The organism is Kitasatospora sp. NPDC048365 (genome assembly GCF_043200835.1).
GTDB lineage: Bacteria > Actinomycetota > Actinomycetes > Streptomycetales > Streptomycetaceae > Kitasatospora > Kitasatospora terrestris.
In genome coordinates this window covers 22,997-43,096 of the sequence record NZ_JBICYJ010000020.1, presented here as the reverse complement: position 1 = coordinate 43,096, position 20,100 = coordinate 22,997, and the positions used below count along the sequence as shown (strand labels likewise).

The 20,100-nt window shown below is 73.0% G+C and carries 19 protein-coding genes; 7 read left to right on the top strand and 12 right to left on the bottom strand.

What is annotated here, in order from left to right:
- Nucleotides 1-7: 7 nt before the first annotated feature.
- Nucleotides 8-487, bottom strand: a complete 480-nt coding sequence (locus ACGFX4_RS21275; protein ID WP_393076574.1) for a hypothetical protein — start codon at nt 485-487, stop codon at nt 8-10.
- 245 nt (nt 488-732) lie between these two features.
- The gene (miaA, locus tag ACGFX4_RS21270; protein WP_393076571.1) at nt 733-1,668 is read right to left on the bottom strand and encodes a tRNA (adenosine(37)-N6)-dimethylallyltransferase MiaA; all 936 of its coding nucleotides are present in this window, start codon (nt 1,666-1,668) and stop codon (nt 733-735) included.
- A 113-nt stretch (nt 1,669-1,781) separates the two neighbouring features.
- Here miaA and ACGFX4_RS21265 point away from each other — a divergent pair, with 113 nt between their 5' ends.
- On the top strand, nt 1,782-2,018 hold the full coding sequence (locus tag ACGFX4_RS21265) for an antitoxin (RefSeq protein ID WP_393076568.1): 237 nt from the start codon (nt 1,782-1,784) through the stop codon (nt 2,016-2,018).
- Between the two features lie 15 nt (nt 2,019-2,033).
- Here the strand turns inward: ACGFX4_RS21265 and ACGFX4_RS21260 are convergent, their stop codons facing one another.
- Both ACGFX4_RS21260 and miaB read right to left on the bottom strand, forming a co-directional pair.
- The gene (locus ACGFX4_RS21260; protein ID WP_393076566.1) at nt 2,034-2,726 is read right to left on the bottom strand and encodes a hypothetical protein; all 693 of its coding nucleotides are present in this window, start codon (nt 2,724-2,726) and stop codon (nt 2,034-2,036) included.
- 120 nt (nt 2,727-2,846) lie between these two features.
- Entirely contained in the window at nt 2,847-4,331 is a 1,485-nt protein-coding gene (gene miaB / locus ACGFX4_RS21255; protein WP_393076799.1) for a tRNA (N6-isopentenyl adenosine(37)-C2)-methylthiotransferase MiaB, read from the bottom strand.
- Between the two features lie 73 nt (nt 4,332-4,404).
- On the opposite strand from miaB, the gene ACGFX4_RS21250 reads away from it, so the two are divergent.
- The gene (locus ACGFX4_RS21250; protein WP_393076563.1) at nt 4,405-5,430 is read left to right on the top strand and encodes a TAXI family TRAP transporter solute-binding subunit; all 1,026 of its coding nucleotides are present in this window, start codon (nt 4,405-4,407) and stop codon (nt 5,428-5,430) included.
- Between the two features lie 13 nt (nt 5,431-5,443).
- On the opposite strand, the gene ACGFX4_RS21245 is transcribed toward ACGFX4_RS21250, so the two are convergent.
- Nucleotides 5,444-6,874 carry a sensor histidine kinase gene (locus ACGFX4_RS21245; protein WP_393076561.1) on the bottom strand — a complete coding sequence of 477 codons (1,431 nt, stop codon included), beginning with the start codon at nt 6,872-6,874 and terminating at the stop codon, nt 5,444-5,446.
- A gap of 6 nt (nt 6,875-6,880) precedes the next feature.
- Nucleotides 6,881-7,630, bottom strand: coding sequence for a response regulator transcription factor (locus tag ACGFX4_RS21240; RefSeq protein WP_393076558.1), 750 nt, complete (start codon nt 7,628-7,630; stop codon nt 6,881-6,883).
- A gap of 363 nt (nt 7,631-7,993) precedes the next feature.
- Here ACGFX4_RS21240 and ACGFX4_RS21235 point away from each other — a divergent pair, with 363 nt between their 5' ends.
- The 5 genes from ACGFX4_RS21235 to ACGFX4_RS21215 all read left to right on the top strand — a co-directional run bounded on the left by ACGFX4_RS21235 (nt 7,994) and on the right by ACGFX4_RS21215 (nt 13,083).
- Nucleotides 7,994-8,755 (top strand): amino acid ABC transporter ATP-binding protein, encoded by a 762-nt coding sequence (locus ACGFX4_RS21235; protein ID WP_393076555.1) that lies wholly within the window; start codon nt 7,994-7,996, stop codon nt 8,753-8,755.
- 73 nt (nt 8,756-8,828) lie between these two features.
- On the top strand, nt 8,829-9,731 hold the full coding sequence (locus ACGFX4_RS21230; protein WP_393076552.1) for a glutamate ABC transporter substrate-binding protein: 903 nt from the start codon (nt 8,829-8,831) through the stop codon (nt 9,729-9,731).
- A gap of 45 nt (nt 9,732-9,776) precedes the next feature.
- Nucleotides 9,777-10,427 (top strand): amino acid ABC transporter permease, encoded by a 651-nt coding sequence (locus ACGFX4_RS21225; protein ID WP_393076549.1) that lies wholly within the window; start codon nt 9,777-9,779, stop codon nt 10,425-10,427.
- Entirely contained in the window at nt 10,424-11,260 is an 837-nt protein-coding gene (locus ACGFX4_RS21220) for an amino acid ABC transporter permease (protein ID WP_393076546.1), read from the top strand. Before ACGFX4_RS21225 ends, ACGFX4_RS21220 begins: the two co-directional genes overlap by 4 nt.
- A gap of 98 nt (nt 11,261-11,358) precedes the next feature.
- Nucleotides 11,359-13,083, top strand: a complete 1,725-nt coding sequence (locus tag ACGFX4_RS21215; protein ID WP_393076543.1) for an FAD-dependent monooxygenase — start codon at nt 11,359-11,361, stop codon at nt 13,081-13,083.
- Nucleotides 13,084-13,094: 11 nt separating this feature from the next.
- Here ACGFX4_RS21215 and rny read toward each other — a convergent pair whose 3' ends face one another.
- The 6 genes from rny to ACGFX4_RS21185 all read right to left on the bottom strand — a co-directional run bounded on the left by rny (nt 13,095) and on the right by ACGFX4_RS21185 (nt 20,013).
- Complete coding sequence (rny, locus tag ACGFX4_RS21210) at nt 13,095-14,495, bottom strand: ribonuclease Y (RefSeq protein WP_393076541.1); 1,401 nt, start codon at nt 14,493-14,495, stop codon at nt 13,095-13,097.
- Nucleotides 14,496-14,644: 149 nt separating this feature from the next.
- Nucleotides 14,645-15,343, bottom strand: a complete 699-nt coding sequence (locus ACGFX4_RS21205; protein ID WP_393076538.1) for a regulatory protein RecX — start codon at nt 15,341-15,343, stop codon at nt 14,645-14,647.
- Nucleotides 15,344-15,545: 202 nt separating this feature from the next.
- Entirely contained in the window at nt 15,546-16,643 is a 1,098-nt protein-coding gene (recA, locus tag ACGFX4_RS21200; RefSeq protein WP_393076536.1) for a recombinase RecA, read from the bottom strand.
- A 133-nt stretch (nt 16,644-16,776) separates the two neighbouring features.
- Nucleotides 16,777-17,967: an AI-2E family transporter gene (locus ACGFX4_RS21195; RefSeq protein ID WP_393076533.1), complete on the bottom strand. Its 1,191-nt coding sequence runs from the start codon at nt 17,965-17,967 to the stop codon at nt 16,777-16,779.
- Nucleotides 17,968-18,088: 121 nt separating this feature from the next.
- Nucleotides 18,089-18,283: a DUF3046 domain-containing protein gene (locus tag ACGFX4_RS21190; protein WP_393076530.1), complete on the bottom strand. Its 195-nt coding sequence runs from the start codon at nt 18,281-18,283 to the stop codon at nt 18,089-18,091.
- A gap of 206 nt (nt 18,284-18,489) precedes the next feature.
- Nucleotides 18,490-20,013 carry a S8 family serine peptidase gene (locus tag ACGFX4_RS21185; RefSeq protein ID WP_393076527.1) on the bottom strand — a complete coding sequence of 508 codons (1,524 nt, stop codon included), beginning with the start codon at nt 20,011-20,013 and terminating at the stop codon, nt 18,490-18,492.
- Between the last annotated feature and the right edge of the window lie 87 nt (nt 20,014-20,100).

Below are 20,100 nucleotides of genomic sequence, written 5' to 3'. Positions count from 1 at the left end.
GAGCGTCTCAGCCCCGGAGCTGCACGACCCGCCACAGCGCCAGCGCCACCGCGACGCACACCACCAGGGTGTAGACCACGATCGCCCGCCAGCCGGCCCGCTCGCCGCTGCCCCGCCGCGGCACACCCGGCCACTTGTACCCGGCCCGCCGCACGACCATCGCGCCCCAGCCGACCGAGGCGGCCGTCATCAGCAGGCCGAGCATGCCGATCATCGCGGAGGCGGCGTCGCTGCCGAAGGCCAGTGGGAAGGCGAACATCAGCGAGCCGAAGGTGCCGGTGACCGCGAACGGCAGGATCTGCCACCAGCGCAGCCGGCGACGCGGACGGATGTCCCGCTCGTGCACCACGCCGGGGGCGGCCAGGTCGTCGATGACGGGCAGCGCCACCGCGTACGAGGTGGTGGGGACGATGAGCTCGGGCAGGGTCTCCGAGCCGTCGGCCAGGCCGGTCAGCTCATCGGTTTCGGGGCCGGTACCCGTTGACACACGGCCTCCCCTGACGGCTCGACACGAGCGCTTCGGCTCGCGGGCGGTGAGGCCGACCCCGCGTGACCGGCCTCTGGTGGTACCGATGATGGCATGTCCAGACAGTCGGACAGGCGTCCGCAGGGGTGGTCGGGTGATCCGATGCCAGGACGTGATCCGCCTGTAACCCTCGGTTCCCCGTGCACCTGCGGCTTCCCGTGCAGCTGCCCGGGCACCGTGGCCGGAAGCCGCCCCCGGGCGCCGGCTCAGCCCGCGGCGATCAGTTCCAGCGAGCGTTCCAGCAGCTCGACCGGGTCGGCGCCCTCCGGACGGGCCAGCCAGTGGATCCGGTCGTCCCCGCGGAACCAGGACTCCTGCCGCCGGGCGAACCGCCGGGTCGCCCGCACCGTCTCCTCGCGCGCCTCGTCCTCGGTGCAGTCCCCGGCGAAGTACGCCAGCACCTGCTGGTAGCCGAGCGCCCGGCTCGCCGTCCTCCCCTCCCGCAGGCCCAGCTTCTCCAACTCCCGGACCTCGTCCAGCAGGCCCGCCTCCCACATCCGGTCGACCCGCAGCCCGATCCGCGCGTCCAGCTCCGGCCGGGGCACCTGGACGCCGATCTGCACCGCCTCGTACACCGCCGTCCGGCTCGGCAGGTTGGCGGTGAACGGCAGGCCGGTGATCTCGATGACCTCCAGCGCCCGGACGATCCGCCGCCCGTTGCTGGGCAGGATCGCCTCCGCCGCCGCCGGGTCGGATTCGGCCAACCGCCGGTGCAGCACGCCCGAGCCGACCTGCTCCAGCTCCGCCTCCAGCCGCGCCCGGACCGCCGGGTCCGTCCCCGGGAACTCCATCTCGTCGATCGCCGCCCGCACGTACAGGCCCGAACCGCCCACCAGCACCGGCGTGCGGCCCGCCGCCAGCAGCCGGTCGATCTCCGCCCGGGCCAGCCGCTGGTACTCGGCGACGCTGGCCGCCTCGGTGACGTCCCAGATGTCCAGCAGGTGGTGCGGGATCCCGCCGCGCTCGTCCATGGTGAGCTTCGCCGTACCGATGTCCATGCCGCGGTAGAGCTGCATCGAGTCGGTGTTGATCACCTCGCCGCCGAGGGTCCGGGCGATGGCCACCGCCAGGTCCGACTTGCCGGCGGCGGTGGCGCCGACCACGGAGACGACACGGGGCTGGGGGGCGGGGGAGCTGCTCACGCGTCCAAGTCTCGCAAAACCCGCGCACTACCCGTGTCGGGGAGTCCGACCCGGGGGAGGATCTGATTGCCTACGTGTGGAAATGTCCGATTTTCGAGAGGAGGAGGGGAGTCATGAGCAGCCTGATGGACAACCTCAAGGGCAAGGCCGGCGAGCTGAAGGGCAAGGCCAGCGAACTGGCCGGCAAGCACAACGAGAAGATCGACAACATGGTCGAGAAGACCGGCGCGGCGGTCGACAAGGTCACCAAGCACAAGTACAGCGAGAAGATCGAGAGCGGCACCAGCAAGGCCAAGCACGCGGTCGACGACTTCGCTTCCAAGCCGAAGGACGAGCCCCCGGCGAGCTGACCCCCCGGCCGGCCGTCAGCGCCAGGACGCGACGAAGTAGCCGACACCGTAGGGCGCCGCCTCGTACCGCAGCTCACCGCCGAGACCGGCGCCCTCCGCCGCACCCGCCAGCACCTGCCACGGAGCCCGGCCGTCCACCTGCAACTCGGCGGCGAGCACCGGGTCCAGCGCGGCCAGCGCCTTGGTGTCCGCCGCCGCCAGCGCCGCCGCGACCGCGGCGTCGTAGCCCTCCGCCCGCTCGTCCAGGTAGCCCGGCGCCTTCACCGAACGCCGCGCACTGCCGTCGCCCAGCACCAGCAGCGCCACCCGGTCCGCCAGCTCCGCCAGGCCCTCGCCCAGGCCCAGCAGCCGCTCCGGCGCGGTGTCCGCGGGCACCGCCACCGCGTGCGTCGGCAGCTGCGCGCCCGCCTGCTCCAGCAGCCACGCCCCCACCGTCAGCGACGGCGACAGCTCCGGCCCGTCCACCCCGCCCGACGGCAGCCGCACCGCCCGCTTCACCCCGTACCGGTGGAACGACCCGACCCCGCCCTCGGTCCACACCCCGGCCTTCGCCCCGGTCCCCACCACGACCAGCAGCTCCGCACCCAGCAGCTCCCCCACCGCCGCCAGACACGCCTCCCGCAACCCGTCCACCTCGGACGCGGCCCCGGCCGCGACCTCCGGCACGAGCAAGGGCGGACAAGGACACACGGCAGCACCAATGAGCATGCCGATCACCCTATAGCGCGCCCCGACAGGGGCGCGGGGAACTGCGCGGCCGGCCACCCCCCAACGCGAAAGCCGCCCCCGCAGCAGTCTCGCTACGCGGGCGGCTTCGACGCTCACGGGTCAGCAGCAGCCGTCCGCCGCAGGCGGCAGCGGCGCGGGCGCGCCGATCTTCGGCAGCCCGAGCAGCACGCCCGCCGGCTTCGCCGTCTCCGGCGCGGCCTGCCGCTTCTCCCACGCATCGCCGGCCCGCGTCCGCCGGACGTCGAGCACCGGCCCCTCCGCGAGCAGGTGGTGCGGCGCCGCGTACGTGATCTCGACGGTCACCATGTCGCCGGGTCGTACGCCGCCCTCGGGCCGACTGAAGTGCACGAGCCGGTTGTCGGGCGCCCGCCCGGAGAGCCGGTCGGTCCGGTCGTCCTTCTTGCCCTCGCCCTCGGCGACGAGGATCTCCAGCTTCCGGCCGACCTGCTTCTTGTTCTCCTCCCAGGAGATCTCCTCCTGCAGGGCCACGAGCCGCTCGTAGCGCTCCTGGACCACGGCCTTGGGGATCTGGTTCTCCATCTCGGCCGCCGGCGTCCCGGGGCGCTTGGAGTACTGGAAGGTGAAGGCGTTGGCGAACCGCGCCTCCCGCACCACGTGCAGGGTCTGCTCGAAGTCCTCGTCGGTCTCGCCGGGGAAGCCGACGATGATGTCGGTCGAGATGGCGGCGTCGGGCATCGCGGCCCGCACCTTCTCGATGATCCCGAGGAACCGCTCCTGCCGGTACGAGCGCCGCATCGCGCGCAGCACGGTGTCGGAGCCGGACTGCAGCGGCATGTGCAGCTGGTGCATCACGTTCGGCGTCTCGGCCATCGCGGCGATGACGTCGTCGGTGAAGTCCTTGGGGTGCGGCGAGGTGAAGCGGACCCGCTCCAGCCCCTCGATCTCCCCGCAGGCCCGCAGCAGCTTGGAGAAGGCCTGCCGGTCGCCCAGGTCGGAGCCGTAGGCGTTGACGTTCTGGCCGAGCAGGGTCACCTCGACCACGCCCTCGGCGACCAGCGCCTCGACCTCGGCGAGGATGTCGCCGGGCCGGCGGTCCTCCTCCTTGCCGCGCAGCGCGGGGACGATGCAGAAGGTGCAGGTGTTGTTGCAGCCGACCGAGATGGCGACCCAGGCCGCGTACGCGGACTCGCGTCGGGTGGGCAGCGTGGAGGGGAAGGTCTCCAGCGACTCCAGGATCTCGACCTGGGCCTTCTTCTCGACGGCGGCCCGCTCCAGCAGCGCGGGCAGGTGGCCGATGTTGTGGGTGCCGAAGACGACGTCGACCCACGGCGCCTTGCGCACGATGGTGTCGCGGTCCTTCTGCGCGAGGCAGCCGCCGACGGCGATCTGCATGCCCTGGTGAGCCTGCTTGGCCGGGGCGAGCCGGCCGAGGTTGCCGTACAGCTTGTTGTCGGCGTTCTCGCGGACGGCGCAGGTGTTGAAGACCACCAGGTCGGGCTCGCCGTCCTGCTCGGCCTTGGCGTAGCCCGCCTCCTCCAGCAGCCCGGACAGGCGCTCGGAGTCGTGGACGTTCATCTGGCAGCCGTACGTGACGACCTTGTAAGTTCGCAAGCTCTCCTCCATACCCACGACAGCAAGGGTAAGGGCACCGGGTCGGGCCTCCCGCCGAGCGGCCGGGCCTGGCACTATCCCTCGTATGGCCGACACCACGACTGAGACCCGCCTGAGCTCCGCTCTGCGCGCGGCCGCGCGCAGCCGGCTGTGCCGGGCGGCGGCGGTGCTGCTGCTGGTGGTGGGGGGCACGGCGGGCTGGTGGCTCTCCTCGGACCGGGGCGCGGCGTACCCGCGCGGCGAGGTGGGCTTCGCGACGGGGGTGCCGGGCGGGGTGTACGACCGGTACGGGCAGCTGCTGCGCGGCCAGGTGGCGCGGGTGATGCCGGGGGTGCAGCTGAAGCTGGACAACTCGCAGGGCTCGCTGGACAACCTGGAGCGGGTGACCACCGGGCAGGACGACTTCGCGATCGCCACGGCCGACGCGGTGGCGAGCTTCAACGGCGCGGGGAAGCCGCAGCTGCGGGCGATGGCCCGGCTGTACGACGACTACCTGCAGCTGGTGGTCCCGGCGGACTCGCAGGTGAAGCGCACCGCGGACCTGCGCGGCAAGCGGGTCGGCGTGGGGCAGGCGAAGTCCGGGGTGAACCTGGTGACCCGGCGGCTGCTGGGCGCGGCCGGCCTGGACCCGGACAAGGACGTGCGGCCGGCGATGCTGGGCATCGGCGACTCCGCCGAGCAGCTGCGCCAGGGGAAGCTGGACGCGTTCTTCTGGTCCGGCGGCCTGCCGACGGCGGCGCTGACCAACCTGTCGGACAAGATGCGGATCAGGATCGTGCCGCTGGGCGAGCTGGCCGAGTCGCTGCACCTGATCGAGGGCGGCGGGGTGGACGCGTACCGGGCGGCGACCATCCCGGCGGACGCGTACCCGCACTCGGAGCCGGCGAACACCGCGGTGGCCACCGTGGCGGTGCCGAACCTGCTGGTCACCCGGGCGGACGTGGACCCGGCGCTGGTGCAGGGCATCACCCGGGCGGTGATCGACAGCCGGGACAACATCGGCAACCAGGTGCACGCCGCCCAGCTGGTGGACCTGCGCACCGCGGTCTACACCGACCCGCTCCCGCTGCACGAGGGCGCCCGCCGCTACTACATCTCGATCAAGCCCTGAGGGCCTGACCGGCTCAGTGCTTGTCGCGCTTGCGCGGCACGGTCAGCGTGACCACCAGGCCGGCGGGCGCGGCGGGCGCGAAGGAGAGCCCGCCGCCGCCGGCCAGCAGCAGGGTGCGGGCGATGGAGAGGCCGAGGCCCGAGCCGTCCACGTTCTGGTGGCGGGAGGAGCGCCAGAAGCGGTCGCCGATCCGGTCCAGCTCCTCCTCGGTGAGGCCGGGGCCCGCGTCGACGACGGCGACGGCGACCTCGCGCTTGCCGAGCTCGACGGCGACCCGCACCTCGGAACCGGCGGGGGTGAACTTCAGCGCGTTGTCGATCACCGCGTCCAGCGCGCTGCCGAAGCCGATCGGGTCGACCCAGCCGTGCGCGAGCGGGGGCCCGTCCCAGACGAGTTCGACGCCGCGCTGGGCGGCCAGCGGCCGCCAGGCGTCGATCCGGGCGAGGACCAGCGCGGTGAGGTCGACCGGTTCGGGTTCGGGACGGGCGTGCTCGGCGGTGGCGAGGCCGAGCAGGTCGTCCAGCACCCGGGCGAGCCGGGAGCCCTCCTCGCGGACCGCGCCGAGCTCCTCCTCGTGGCCCTCGGGCAGCTCCAGGCCGAGCAGCTCGACCCGCAGCAGCAGCGCGGCGAGCGGGTTGCGCAGCTGGTGGGAGGCATCGGCGACGAAGGCCCGCTGCTGGTCCATGGCGAGCACCACGTGGTCGGCCATGTCGTTGAAGGAGCGGGCCAGGCGGCGCAGCTCGGGCGGTCCGCCGCTGGGCGCGACCCGGGCGTTCATCCGGCCGGTGGCGATGTCGTGGGTGGCGCGGTCCAGGGTGCGGACCGGGCGCAGCACCCATCCGGTGAGCCGGACGGCCAGCAGGACGGCGACGATCATGGCGAGCGCCTCGCCCGCGCCGATCACCATCCAGCGGTGCAGGATCCGGGCGCGCAGCGGCCCGGTGGGCGACTCGGTGAGGATCACCGCGACCACGTCGCCGTCGCGGACCACGGGCAGCGCGACGGTCAGGGTGCGGTCGTCGGTCCACGGCCAGACCTGCGGCGAGTTGTGGCTGCGGCGGCCGTCCAGCGCCTCTTGGAAGGCCTGGGCGCCGATCCCGGTCTCGGGCAGCCGCCAGTCGTCGGGGGCGACGGCCACGGCGCTGCCGTCGCGGCGGAAGACGCCGATCCGGGCCCCGTAGAGCTCGTGGTAGCGGGCGGCCTCGACGCCGAGCATGTGCAGCCGGCTGGCATCGCCGGTGGCGGGCTGCGGATCGCCCTTCATGGCGGAGGTGGCCCGGCCCTGGGTGGGCAGGTCCTGGGCGAAGCGAGCGGCGTCGTCGATCCGGTCGACGACCACCCGGCCCTGCTCGACGGAGGCGATCAGGTACGCCAGCGGCACGCCCAGGGCGGCCAGGACGGCCGCCATCAGGGCGAGCAGGATGCCGAGCAGGCGGTTGCGCACAGCGGGTCAGCGCCCCGCTTCGCCGCTGCCGGAGGGGTCCCCGAGCGGCGCCGGGTCGCCGGGCTCGTCCGGGATCAGCCGGTAGCCGACGCCACGGACCGCCTCGACCAGCCCGGGCAGGCCGAGCTTGGTGCGCAGCGAACCGATGTGCACCTCCAGCGTCCGGCCGTTGCCCTCCCAGCCGCTGCGCCAGACCTCGCTGAAGATCTGCTCGCGCCGGTAGACCACGCCGGGGCTCTGCGCGAGCAGCGCCAGCAGGTCGAACTCCTTGCGGGTGAGCGGCACGTCGCGGCCCTCGACGCTGACCCGGCGGCGCTCGCGGTCGATCACCACGCCGCGGGACTCCAGCGGGCCGGAGGGCCGCTCGGCGGCGGCCTCGGCGGGCGCGCCGGAGCCGCGCCGGGCGACGGCGTGGATCCGGGCGAGCAGCTCGCCCATGTCGTACGGCTTGACCACGTAGTCGTCGGCGCCGAGGTTGAGGCCGTGGATCCGGGAGCGGATGTCGGCCCGCGCGGTGACCATGATCACCGGGACGCCGCTGCCGGCCCGGATCCGGCTGCACACCTCGAAGCCGTCGCGGTCGGGCAGCCCGAGGTCGAGCAGCACCACCCGGAACGGCTCGTTGCCGTCCGGGACGAGGGCGTCCAGCGCCTCGTGGCCGCTGCGGGCGTGCCGGACCTGGAAGCCGTGCCGGCCCAGCACCGCGACCAGCGCGGCGGCGACGCGGTCGTCGTCCTCGACGAGAAGCAGGCGCATCCGCGCTCCTTTCCTGGTTCCGGTTCTCGGTGTTCTCCAGCCATTGTCATGGCTAGCTCCGGAACAACTCCAGGGCATCCTGGCATCCACTCCCATCGGAGCCCGCCGGGTCAATGTCCGTCGACCGTCCCCGGCGGACCGTTACTGACCCGATATGCAACCCGGCAGTCACCTGGCGTAGCCGATTCGTGATCCTCAAGTTCCCCTCAGATCGGCTGACGGAGCATCGCCAGGTTGTCTATGGTCGCCCCACCGGGGGCTGCGGGCTCCGCCGGCTCCGGCCCCCGGCACCAATCGAACCGTCAGTGGCACTGCGGCCCAAGGGAGTTCACCCTGGGATCGGATACGAGGGAGCAAGGCGCGATGACCGAGAAGACCGTCTCCGACGCCGCCCCGCTGGTGGCGCTGAGCGGGGTGAACAAGCACTTCGGCGCGCTGCACGTGCTGCAGGACGTCGATCTGGAGATCGCCCGCGGCGAGGTCGTGGTGCTGATCGGGCCGTCCGGCTCCGGCAAGTCCACCCTGTGCCGGACGATCAACCGGCTGGAGACGATCGACTCCGGCACCATCACCATCGACGGCCGCCCGCTGCCCGCCGAGGGCAAGGAGCTGGCCCGGCTGCGCGCCGAGGTCGGCATGGTGTTCCAGAGCTTCAACCTGTTCGCCCACAAGACCGTGCTGGAGAACGTGGTCCTCGCCCAGGTCAAGGTGCGCAAGGTGGCCAAGGCCGAGGCCGAGGCGACCGCCCGCGAGCTGCTGGAGCGGGTCGGCGTCGGCGCCCAGGCGGACAAGTACCCGGCCCAGCTCTCCGGCGGCCAGCAGCAGCGCGTGGCGATCGCCCGGGCGCTGGCCATGAAGCCCAAGGTGATGCTGTTCGACGAGCCCACCTCCGCCCTCGACCCCGAGATGGTCAACGAGGTGCTCGAGGTGATGCGCTCGCTCGCCGCCGAGGGCATGACGATGGTCGTGGTGACCCACGAGATGGGCTTCGCCCGCTCCGCCGCCAACCGCGTGCTCTTCATGGCGGACGGCCGGATCGTCGAGGAGAACACCCCGGACGCCTTCTTCACCGCGCCGCGGTCCGACCGCGCCAAGGACTTCCTTTCGAAGATCCTGCACCACTGAGTGCCCCGGTGATCTAGCGTCAGCTTCGAACATCCGACTGAACCATGACAATTTCCGAGGAGATCACGCCCTCATGAAGGCTCGTCGTACCGCCGCCGCCGCTCTGTCCGTTCTCGCCCTGACCGCCGTCGCCGCCTGCGGCAAGGACGGCTCCCCGAACGCCGCCTCCGGCGACTCCGCCGCCCCGAAGGCCCCGGGCTACACCGCGAAGGCCGACTTCAAGCTGGACGCCTCGCCGGTGTGGGCGGCCGCCAAGAAGAAGGGCAAGATCACCATCGGCGCCAAGGCCGACCAGCCCTTCCTCGGCTTCGAGGACGTCACCAACAACACCCGCAACGGCTTCGACATCGAGATCGCCAAGATGGTCGCCGCCGACCTCGGCTTCTCCGCCGACCAGATCGACTTCAAGACCGTCGCCTCCGCCAACCGCGAGACCGCGCTCTCCGGCGGCCAGATCGACCTCTACGTCGGCACCTACTCGATCAACGACAAGCGCAAGGCCCAGGTCTCCTTCGCCGGCCCGTACTACATCGCCGGCCAGGACCTGCTGGTGAACAAGGACAACGCCGACATCACCGGCCCCGAGGCCACCAAGGACAAGCAGGTCTGCACGGTCACCGGCTCCACCTCGATCGACAAGATCAAGACCTACGGCGCCAAGGTCACCGCGTACGAGAACTACTCGCTCTGCGTCGACAAGCTGCTCACCAAGGAGGTCGACGCGGTCACCACCGACGACGCCATCCTCAAGGGCTACGCCGCCAAGAACGCCGGCAAGCTCAAGGTGGTCGGCAAGACCTTCTCCACCGAGAAGTACGGCGTCGGCCTCAAGCTCGACGACAAGGCGCTGCGCGACGCCGTCAACGACGCCCTGAAGGCGCACGAGGACAACGGCGACTGGAAGAAGGCGTACGACGCCACCCTGGGCCTCTCCGGCGCGGCCGCCCCGGCCGTCCCGCCGCTCGAGCGCTACTGATCCGCTTCCCTGACGATCCCTTAGTACGAGAGGAGGGCCGCCGGCGTGGGCATATTGTTCGAGGACGGCAATTTCTCGACCTTCTACCACGGCTTCCTGCAGACGATCGAACTCAGCGCTGTCAGTGCTCTGTTCGCCCTGCTGCTGGGAGTTGTGCTGGCGGCCTTCCGGGTCTCCCCGGTGCCGATCCTGCGGGCCTTCGGCACCGCCTGGGTGACGGTCTTCCGCAACACCCCGCTGACCCTGCTGTTCATCATCGCGGTCTTCGCCCTGCCCCGGCTGGACGTGCATTTCTCGTCCTTCGCCTTCGCCGTCCTGGCGCTCTCGGTCTACACCTCGGCGTTCGTCTGCGAGGTGCTGCGCTCGGGCATCAACACGGTGCCGCTCGGCCAGGCCGAGGCCGCCCGCAGCCTGGGCATGGGCTTCGGCCAGACGCTCCGCCTGATCGTGCTGCCGCAGGCCGCCCGCACCGTGCTGCAGCCGATGAGCTCGATCTTCATCGCCCTGCCCCGCAACTCGGCCGTCGCCGGTGCGTTCAGCGTCCCCGAGACGTTCGGCGTGCAGAAGGTGTTCGACGAGAAGGGCTACCCGATCTTCGCGACCTTCTTCTGGATCGCGCTGGCCTACCTGGTGATCAGCTTCACCGTCAGCGGGATCTTCCGTGTCCTCGAGAAGCAGCTGGCGGTGGCCCGATGAGCACCCAGAACGCGTCCGTCCTCTACGACCTCCCCGGCCCGCGGGCCAAGGTCCGCTACGCCACCTTCGGCGTGCTCGGCGTGCTCGGCATCGCCGGACTGTTCTGGTACGCCTTCGCCTCGCTGGCCGACGCCGGCCAGTTCAGCGGTGACCTGTGGTCGGTGTTCGAGTACACCACCGTGCAGCAGCGCCTCGCGGACGGCGCCGTCGCCACCCTGGAGGCCTTCGGCCTGGCCGCCCTCGGCTCCCTGGTGCTCGGCACCGCACTGGCCGCCGGCCGGCTCTCCGACCACCGCTGGCTCAGCGCCCCCACCACCGCCGTGGTGGAGTTCTTCCGCGCGATGCCGCTGCTGATCATGATCTTCGCGCTCTACCAGGCGGTCTTCCCGGACCAGCCGATGTGGGCGCTGGTACTCGGCCTGACCCTCTACAACGGCTCGGTGCAGGCCGAGATCATCCGCAGCGGCATCAACGCCCTGCCGCGTGGCCAGGGCGAGGCCGCGTACGCGCTGGGCATGCGCAAGAGCCAGGTCATGCTGCTGATCCTGGTCCCGCAGGCCGTCCGCTCGATGCTGCCGGCGATGATCGGCCAGCTGGTGGTCACCCTCAAGGACACCTCGCTCGGCTTCGTCATCACCTACCCGGAGCTGCTCTACCAGGGCAAGCTGATCGCCTCCACCACCTCCACCCCGGACGGCTACCCCTTCATCCCGATGGTGCTGATCGTCGCCCCGATCTACATCGGCATGTGCCTGGCCCTCTCCTCCCTCGCCAGGTGGCTGGAGGCGCGTGGCCGCCGCGGCGCGAACCGGCGCACACCGGACGCTGCTTGACGGACACCCAGGTGATCTGTTGCATTGCTCTTCGTGACACCACCTGGGACCCCCCTCTCCGCCCCGGCTGCCCCCGCTGAGCGCCCGGAGGAGCCGACGTGGACCCGGTGATCGTGGTCGGGGCCGGGCCGGTCGGCCTCGCCCTGGCCCTCGCGCTGGCCCGCAACGACGTTCCCAGCATCGTCCTCGACGAGGGCGCCGGGGTCTGCTCGGAGGGCCCGCGCAGCGTCGTCCTCGGCGAGGAGTCCACCGCCTTCCTGACCCGGATCGGCTACCCGCGGGCCGCCTCCGACGCCGCCCGCTGGGAGACCCTCTCCATCTGGCGCCGCCGCTCCGAGGTGCTGCGCATCCCGCTGGACGACCACCCGGTCCTCCACCTCGCCCAGCACCGCCTCCAGCGCGGCCTGCGGGACGCCGTCACCGCCACCCCGCTGATCCAGCTCAGCCCGCTCAGCCGGGTGGTCGAACTGGAGCAGGACCGGGACGGCGTCTCCGTCCGCACCACCTCCGCCCAGGACGGCCGCGACACCTGGTGGCGCGGCAGCCACCTGGTCGGCTGCGACGGCGCCCGCTCCACCGTCCGCAAGCTGCTCAAGATCCGCTTCCCGGGCCGGCCCGCGGTCGACCGGCACGCCGTCGCCACCGTCCGGGTCGACCTGCCGTTCCCCGGCGAGGCCCGGCTGCACCGCGAACCCCCGTGGCGCGGCGACCGCGAAGCCTCCGCCCGGCCCCTGCCCGACGGCCTGTGGCGGCTCGACTGGCGGCTGCCTCCCGGCCGCCCCGCCCCCACCGAACCCGTCGACCCGCACGCCACCTGGCCCGGCATCGTCACCGGCGACACCCTGCTCACCCGGGTCAAGTCCACCCTCACCGCCTGGTGCGGCGACCTCCCCGCCTACGACCTGCTCGCCGCCGCCGACCACACCGCCCAGCAGCGGCTCGCCGCCCGCTTCCGGTCCGGCCGGTGCTTCCTCGCCGGCGACGCCGCCCACCTGCACGGCGCCCTCGGCATGCAGAACCTCGCCGACGGCCTGCGCGACGCCGACAACCTCGCCTGGCGGCTCGCCCTCGCCTGGCACCTCCACGCCGGCGGCCCCGAACCGGGCGGCTCGCTGCTCGACGGCTACGAGACCGAACGCCGCGCCGCCGTCGGCGCCCGGCTGCGCGCCGTCGACCAGACCATGCCGCTGCTCCGCCCGCTGCGCGGCTGGCAGCAGACCCGGCGCTCGCTGCTCACCGGCTCCTTCCGCAAGCACGCCCCGCTGCTCGCCGACGGCCAGCTCGGCACCGGGCGCTTCGGCGGCGCCCCCGCCTACCCGGCCGCGCCCTCCGGCGTGCCCGGCCGCGTCCCGCCGCAGCGCGGCGGCGCCGGCCGCGCCACCGCCCTCACCGAGAACCTGCCCGCCACCGCCCCCGGCGTGCTCGTCCCCGACCTGCCCGTGGTCACCACCGACGGCGCCGCCGACCACCTGCGGGCACGCCTGGGCAGCGGCTTCCTGCTGCTCCTGGTCGCGCCCGGCACCTCGGTCTGGTCGTCCGAGCACTGGCTCGGCACCGGCCTGATGCCCCGGCTCGCCGAGGTCGCCGCCGCCCTCCCGGTCCCCGTCGAGGTCCTGGTCACCGACGCCTACCCCGGCGCCGAACCGCACACCGTCCTGCTGATCCGCCCGGACGGCCACCTCATCGGCACCACCCAGGGCCTCAAGGCGGACTCGCTGCACGACCTGACCGCGCCGCTGACCGTGGAGGCCGGCGCGGTCCGCCAGGGGCACGCCCTGCGCGAGCAGCCCCCGACCGACGCGGAACCCCCCGCCCGCCGGTAGCGCCGAGCGCCCTACCGGGCGAACTCGGTGGCCCGGCTCTCCCGCACCACGGTGATCCGGATCTGCCCCGGGTAGGTCAGCTCCTCCCGGACCTGCTTGGCGACCTCCCGGGCGATCACCTGCGCCCGCACGTCGTCCACGACGTCCGGCTGCACCATCACCCGCACCTCCCGCCCGGCCTGCATCGCGAACACCTTCGACACCCCGTCGTGGGACCGGGCGATCTCCTCCAGGCGCTCCAGCCGCCGCACGTACGCCTCCACCGACTCCCGCCGGGCACCGGGCCGGCCGCCCGAGCAGGCGTCGGCGGCCTGGGTCAGCACCGCCTCCACCGTCCGCGGCTCGACCTCGCCGTGGTGCGCCTCGATCGCGTGCACCACCTCGGCCGACTCGCCGTGCCGTCGGGCGAACTCCGCCCCGATCGCCGCGTGCCCGCCCGGCACCCGGTGGCTGAGCGCCTTGCCGATGTCGTGCAGCAGCGCGGCCCGCTTCACCAGCTCCGGGTCGACGCCCAGTTCGGCCGCCATCATCCCGGCGATGTGCGCGGACTCCACCAGGTGCCCGAGCACGTTCTGCCCGTACGAGCTGCGGTAGCGCAGCGTGCCGAGCGTCCGCACCAGCTCCGGGGCGGTCTCCCCGGTCGCCGCGCCGATCGCCAGCAGCGCGTCCTCACCGGCGCGCACGCAGAGCCGCTCGACCTCCTCGCTGCTGCGCCCGTGCGCCTCCTCGATCCGCAGCGGATGGATCCGCCCGTCGGCGACCAGGGCCTCCAGGGTCAGCCGGGCCGCCTCCCGCCGGACCGGGTCGAAGCAGGACAGCTGCACCAGCCCCGGGGTGTCGTCGACGATCAGGTTGACCCCGGTCACCGCCTCGAAGGCCCGGATGTTCCGGCCCTCCTTGCCGATGATCCGGCCCTTCATCTCCTCGTTCGGCAGCGGGAACGCGGTCACCACGGTGTCCGCGGTCTGCTCCGAGGCCAGCCGCTGGATCGACGAGGCGATAATCTCCCGGGCCCGCTGCTCGCCGTCGGCCTTGGCCTGCCGCTCGATCTCGCGGACGGAGACCGCCGCCTCCCGCCGCGCCGCCGACTGCTCGGCCCGGACCAGTTCGGCCCGGGCCTGGTCGGCCGTCAGCCCGGCCGTGCGCTCCAGCGAGCGGCGGCGCTCGGCGGCCAGCTCACCGAGTTCGGTGCGCAGCTGCTCGGCCTCGACGGTCCGGGCGGCGAGCTCGTCCTCCTGGCTGTGCAGGCGGTGCAGCTCGGCCATCAGCCGCTCCTCGCGGCGGTCCAGCTCGGCCCGGCGCTGGCGGACCATCAGCCAGGCCGCGGCCACCACCAGACCGAGCGCCCCGGCCAGGACCAGGGCGGCGAGCAGCATCGGCGAGCCCGACCCGGTGCCTGCGGCGATGCTCATCACGGCCCACTCCCCGTCCCCTGCGACCGATCCAGCGCAGGCGTGGCCGAAGCGCGATCGAAAGTGATCCCCTTGCCAGCGAGGCTAGGCGCAGGTCACGAAACGGTCAAGATGTGATCCGGAGTTGACCTGCACGATCTGACTCCGCATCACCACGGTCCGTCAGGTCCGTCGCCGCCCTCGGCCTCGATCGCCTCCCGGACCACCCGGAAGGCCAGGCCCTCGGAGTAGCCGCGCCGGGCCAGCATCCCGACCAGCCGGCGGATCCGGGTGTCCCGCTCCAGGCCGCGGGTGGTGCGCAGCCTGCGCTCGACCAGGGCCCGCGCGGCGTCCGTCTCGTCCTCCGGCTCGACCTGCGCGACGGCCTGCTCGACCAGGTCGCCGGCGACGCCCTTGGTCCGCAGCTCCTGCGCCAGCGCCCGCCGGGACAGGCCCCGGTTGGTGTGCCGGAACTCCACCCACGCCGCGGCGAACGCCGCGTCGTCGATCAGCCCGACCTCCTCGAAGCGGGCGAGCACGCCCTCGGCGACCTCGTCCGGGATCTCGCGCTTGCGCAGCGCGTCCGCGAGCTGCCGCCGGGTCTTCGCGGCGCCGGTCAGCAGCCGCAGGCAGATGTCCCGGGCCCGGGCCTCCGGGTCGACCGGCTCCTCGGCCTTCTTCTCCCGCTCCCGTTCCTGGTCCCGCTCCCCCGCCTCGGCCCGGCGCCGCTTCCGCGCGGGCCGCCGGGGCTCGCCGTCGTCGTCCGGCTGCCCAGGCCGGCCGGCGGGCTCCGGCCGCTCCTCGGCGACCGCGGTGCGTCGGCGGCGCCGCCCACCGGCCAGGTCGGAGGCCCGGAGCAGGCCGGGCACCTCCGCGGTCCCCGGCTCCCCGGCCGCTCCGCGGTCCGGGTCCGGTCCGCGGTACGCCTCCGGCCCTGGCTCGGGCTCGGGCTCGGGCTCCGCGCAGGCCGCGAACCAGTCCGGCGGGCCCTCGTCCGCGGGGTCGCCAAAGCCACCGGGCCCCCCTCGGGAGCCCGGTGACCGATCGGCGGGATCTGCGTACCTCAAGGGATCAGGCCTTGGCAGCGGCCGCCGCCTTCTTCGCCGCGGCGGTCTTGGCCGGAGCCGGGACCTCGGCGGCGGCCGGAGCGGCCTCGCCGCCCTCGGTCTCGACCTTGGGGCCGATGCCGAGCTTGCCCTTGATCTTGGCCTCGATCTCGTCGGCCAGCTGCGGGTTGTCCCGCAGGAAGTTGCGGGCGTTCTCCTTGCCCTGGCCGAGCTGGTCGCCCTCGTAGGTGTACCAGGCGCCGGACTTGCGGATGAAGCCGTGCTCCACACCCATGTCGATCAGGCCGCCCTCGCGGCTGATGCCCACGCCGTAGAGGATGTCGAACTCGGCCTGCTTGAACGGCGCGGCCACCTTGTTCTTGACCACCTTGACGCGGGTGCGGTTGCCGACCGCCTCGGTGCCGTCCTTCAGCGTCTCGATGCGGCGGATGTCCAGGCGCACCGAGGCGTAGAACTTCAGCGCGCGGCCACCGGTCGTGGTCTCCGGCGAGCCGAACATCACGCCGATCTTCTCGCGCAGCTGGTTGATGAAGATCGCGGTGGTGTTGGACTGGTTCAGCGCACCGGCGATCTTGCGCAGCGCCTGGCTCATCAGACGCGCCTGCAGACCGACGTGCGAGTCGCCCATCTCGCCCTCGATCTCGGCGCGCGGGACGAGCGCCGCCACCGAGTCGATGATCACCAGGTCGATCGCGCCGGAGCGGATCAGCATGTCGGTGATCTCCAGCGCCTGCTCGCCGGTGTCCGGCTGGCTGACCAGCAGGGCGTCGGTGTCGACGCCGAGCTTCTTGGCGTACTCCGGGTCGAGCGCGTGCTCCGCGTCGACGAACGCGACCGTGCCGCCGGCCCGCTGGGCGTTGGCCGCCAGGTGCAGGGTCAGCGTGGTCTTGCCGGAGGACTCGGGGCCGTAGATCTCGATCACGCGGCCGCGCGGGATGCCGCCGACGCCCAGCGCGACGTCCAGCGCGGTGGACCCGGTGGGGATCACCTCGATCGGCTCGTTGGCCTTCTCGCCCAGGCGCATCACCGAGCCCTTGCCGAACTGCCGCTCGATCTGGGCGAGCGCGGTCTCGAGCGCCTTCTCGCGGTCCGTACCTGCCATGGCTTCCACCCTCGGGTTCTGTGCTGTGCGCTTCATCGTCATCGACGCTAGCGCGTCCCACTGACAATCGGCCGGGATCGGCCCGCGCCTGTGGAAAACTCGCCGCCGAAGAGCATAGGGAACATTAGTTCGATTATGACCCCGACGGGCCGTCCGATCCACCCCCGTGCCTCTCGTCCTGCCCCTGACCCGCGCTTTCCTCGGACGATCCGCCGCTCACCATGCGCCGCAACCGGCGCACGGTCTGCCGCCTGCGCTCCCTGCGCTCCTCGCCCCGGTCGATCCGCGGGTCCTCGGTCACCTCGTACCGCCGCACGTACGTCCCGACGAACCCCTGCAGCGTCGCCGCCGCCGGGATCGCGATCAGCGCGCCGACCGCGCCCAGCAGCGCCGCCCCGGCGATCACCGAGCCGAACGCCACCGCCGGGTGCACGTCCACCGTCTTCGCGGTGATCCGCGGGTGCAGCAGGTAGTTCTCGATCTGCTGGTAGACCACCACGAACGCCAGCACCCACAGCGCGTCCACCGGCCGGACCGTCAGCGCCACCAGCACCGGCAGCGCACCCGCGATGTACGTGCCGATGGTCGGCACGAACTGCGACATCACACCGACCCAGATGCCGAGCGCCGCCGCGTACGGCAGCCCGATGACCTCGAACGCGATCCAGTGCGCCGCCGCCGAGATCACCGCGAGCAGCGCCCGCGAGTACAGGTACCCGCCGGTCTTGGCCAGTGCGATCTCCCACGCCCGCAGCACCTCGGCCTGCTTCGCCGGCGGCAGCAACGAGCAGACCGTCCGCCGCACCCGCGGGCCCTCGGCGGTGAAGTAGAAGGTGAACAGGCCGACCGTGAACGCTCGGAACAGGCCGCCGATCACCGTGGAGGAGACCCCCCAGATGTTGTCCGCCGCCTGCTGGGCGTAGCGCTCGATGGTCCCGGAGTCCTGGAGCACCCGGTGCTGCAGCTCGCTGAGCGAGAAGTCCTGGTGGAAGGTCCGGTTGACCCAGTTGATCAGGTCCTCCAGCAAGTGCGGCAGCCTGGTGGAGATCTGGGTCACCTGGTCGACCAGCAGCGTGCCGAGCGCGGTCAAGAACCCGGCCACCGCCACCGCCAGGCCGATGAACACCAGGAACGTCCCGAGCCCGCGCCGCACGCCCCGGGCCGCCATCCGGTCCACCGCCGGCTCCATCGCCAGCGACAGGAAGAAGGCGACCAGCAGCATCACGAACAGGTCGATCAGCTGGTGGAACGCCCAGTTCGCCAGCTGGAACAGCCCGACCAGCACCAGCGCCAGCACCATCGCCTTGGGCAGCCAGCGCGGCATCGCCCCTCCGGTCAACGCCGCTCGGCGGGGCGGACGGTCGTCGGGAAGCCGTTCCGGGTGCGGGGTTTTCTCGTCGTTGCTGACCACCGGGACAGTCTCACCCACAACGGGGTGAATCGGGTCAACGCAGCTGCGCCGACACCCCTTGCGTCTGGCACACCGCGCGCCACACGTCCTTGGCCTCCCACCCGGCGTCCAGCGCCTGACGCACCGTCCGGTGCCCCAGCTCCGTCATCACGTGGTCCTGCGCGAACGACTCCGCGTAGCCCTCGCCGAAATGCGCGTACATCCGCCGCCAGAACTCCGTCAGCCTCATGCCCCCAGTATCCGCCACCACCCCGACACCCCGGCCCCCACCCATGCCGTCCACGGCGACCGCCCGACCCGCCCGCACCCCCGGTTCGGCAAAGCCGGGACGCCGGGCCACTCCCCCGCCCCACCCCGCGAAGCCGCCACCGACGTTCGGCGAAGCCGGGACTCCTCCCGCGGAGCGGCCACCGGCCGGAACCCCGCACCGCTCCGCTACTTCGGCAGCGCCAGCACGCCCGCGCCGTAGTACTCCCGGTCCTGGCAGGCGGCCGTGATCAGCCCGGGGCAGCCGGCCGCCGCCGCTTCGGCGAGGGCGGCGGCCAGCCGGTCGGGCCCCCAGTCGGGGTGCTGGGCGGCGACGACGGCGACCGCGCCGGTGACGTGGGCGGCGGACATCGACGTCCCGGCGAGCGCCGCGTACTGCCCGCCGGGCCAGTCGGAGACGACCGCGCCCTGCGGCCCGCCGTCCGGGTCGCCGCCGGGCGCGGTGATGGACACCCGCCCGCGCCCGTAGTTGCTGTACCCGGCGGGCAGCCCGCGCCGGTCGACGGCGCCCACCGTGACCACGCCGGGCAGTTCGCCGGGCAGCCGGATGCACTCGGTGCCGAGCTGCCGGTCCTGGCCGGGTCCGGAGATCCGGTCGTTGGGGCTGCGCCGGTCGGGCCGGACGGCGCCGAGGTCCTGCCCGTCGTTGCCGGCGGAGGCGACGACCACGGCGCCCTTCTTCTGGGCGTAGCCGACGGCGCGTCCGACCGCGGCGATCAGCGCGGCCTGGTCGGCGTCCTCGGGGCAGTTGTACTTCCACGGGTCGGCGAAGTAGCTGTCGTTGACGGCCTTGGCGCCGTGGTCGGCGGCCCAGAGCATGCCGCAGACGATGTTCTCGGCGTAGTACTGGCCGAGCGGTCCGAGCAGCCGGACGGCGGCGATCCGCACGCCGGGGGCGACGCCGGTGACGCCGTGGCCGTCGCGGGCGGCACCGACGATGCCGGCGACGTGGGTGCCGTGGCCGCTCTCGGCGACGCCGGAGTCGGGCCGCCAGGCGCCGTACCGGGCGTCGGGTCGGCCGTCGGCGCAGGAGGCGGAGGCGTTCGGGTCGACGGCGGCGCGCAGGTCGGGGTGGGTGTCGTCGACGCCGGAGTCGAGCACGGCGACGGTGACCTGGCGCAGCTGGTCCGCGGAGGGGACGGCGCCGTGCCCGGCCGCCAGGTCCATCGCGGGGGCCTGGAGCAGCGCGGAGACCCCGACGGGCGCCTCGGTGGCGCCGATCATGGCGAGGTTCCAGTCGCTCTGCTCGGCCGGGTCGGGGATGGTCGCGGTCGAGTCGTCGCCGCGGTCGGCCTGTTCGGCGCTGCTGCCGAAGGCGCCGGCCCCGGTGAGCGGCCGGGGCGGTCCGGGGACGGCGGCGGTGCGGGTGGCGCCGACGGCGGCTATTCCGGGGCGGCCGCGGAGTTTCTCGGCGAAGGATCCGGTGGCGTACGCGAGCACCGCGCCGATCTGCGGGTAGTCCTGGACGACCTGTCCGCCGGCGGCCCGCGCCTCGGCGGCGGCGAGCCGGGCGCCCTGGCCGTCCTGCTGTTCGGCGAGCACCAGGTAGCTGAGGTAGGAGCGGCCGGGTCCGGCGACGTACGGGACGGCTCCGCCGAGCAGCAGGGCGGTGAGCAGCATGGCGCCGAGGACGCGGATGCTCCGGTGGTGGTGTGCGGCAGGCCGGCTGCCGGTGTGGCTCACCTGCTCCATCGCACGGCCTCCGCTCGGTGGGGGCCCGAAAAATCAAGCCCGAATCATCACCATATGAGCGTTTTATCCGATTTGCCCTTCTGGACT

What these genes read in the sequence shown, in the direction of transcription:
- miaB (WP_393076799.1), bottom strand. Translation starts at nt 4,331, where the DNA reads ATGGAGGAGAGCTTGCGAACTTACAAGGTCGTCACGTACGGCTGCCAG.
- ACGFX4_RS21190 (WP_393076530.1), bottom strand. Translation starts at nt 18,283, where the DNA reads ATGAGGCTGACGGAGTTCTGGCGGCGGATGTACGCGCATTTCGGCGAG.
- ACGFX4_RS21240 (WP_393076558.1), bottom strand. Translation starts at nt 7,630, where the DNA reads ATGCGCCTGCTTCTCGTCGAGGACGACGACCGCGTCGCCGCCGCGCTG.
- ACGFX4_RS21230 (WP_393076552.1), top strand. Translation starts at nt 8,829, where the DNA reads ATGAAGGCTCGTCGTACCGCCGCCGCCGCTCTGTCCGTTCTCGCCCTG.
- ACGFX4_RS21235 (WP_393076555.1), top strand. Translation starts at nt 7,994, where the DNA reads ATGACCGAGAAGACCGTCTCCGACGCCGCCCCGCTGGTGGCGCTGAGC.
- ACGFX4_RS21220 (WP_393076546.1), top strand. Translation starts at nt 10,424, where the DNA reads ATGAGCACCCAGAACGCGTCCGTCCTCTACGACCTCCCCGGCCCGCGG.
- ACGFX4_RS21250 (WP_393076563.1), top strand. Translation starts at nt 4,405, where the DNA reads ATGGCCGACACCACGACTGAGACCCGCCTGAGCTCCGCTCTGCGCGCG.
- ACGFX4_RS21265 (WP_393076568.1), top strand. Translation starts at nt 1,782, where the DNA reads ATGAGCAGCCTGATGGACAACCTCAAGGGCAAGGCCGGCGAGCTGAAG.
- rny (WP_393076541.1), bottom strand. Translation starts at nt 14,495, where the DNA reads ATGAGCATCGCCGCAGGCACCGGGTCGGGCTCGCCGATGCTGCTCGCC.
- ACGFX4_RS21260 (WP_393076566.1), bottom strand. Translation starts at nt 2,726, where the DNA reads ATGCTCATTGGTGCTGCCGTGTGTCCTTGTCCGCCCTTGCTCGTGCCG.
- ACGFX4_RS21185 (WP_393076527.1), bottom strand. Translation starts at nt 20,013, where the DNA reads ATGGAGCAGGTGAGCCACACCGGCAGCCGGCCTGCCGCACACCACCAC.
- recA (WP_393076536.1), bottom strand. Translation starts at nt 16,643, where the DNA reads ATGGCAGGTACGGACCGCGAGAAGGCGCTCGAGACCGCGCTCGCCCAG.
- ACGFX4_RS21195 (WP_393076533.1), bottom strand. Translation starts at nt 17,967, where the DNA reads ATGCCGCGCTGGCTGCCCAAGGCGATGGTGCTGGCGCTGGTGCTGGTC.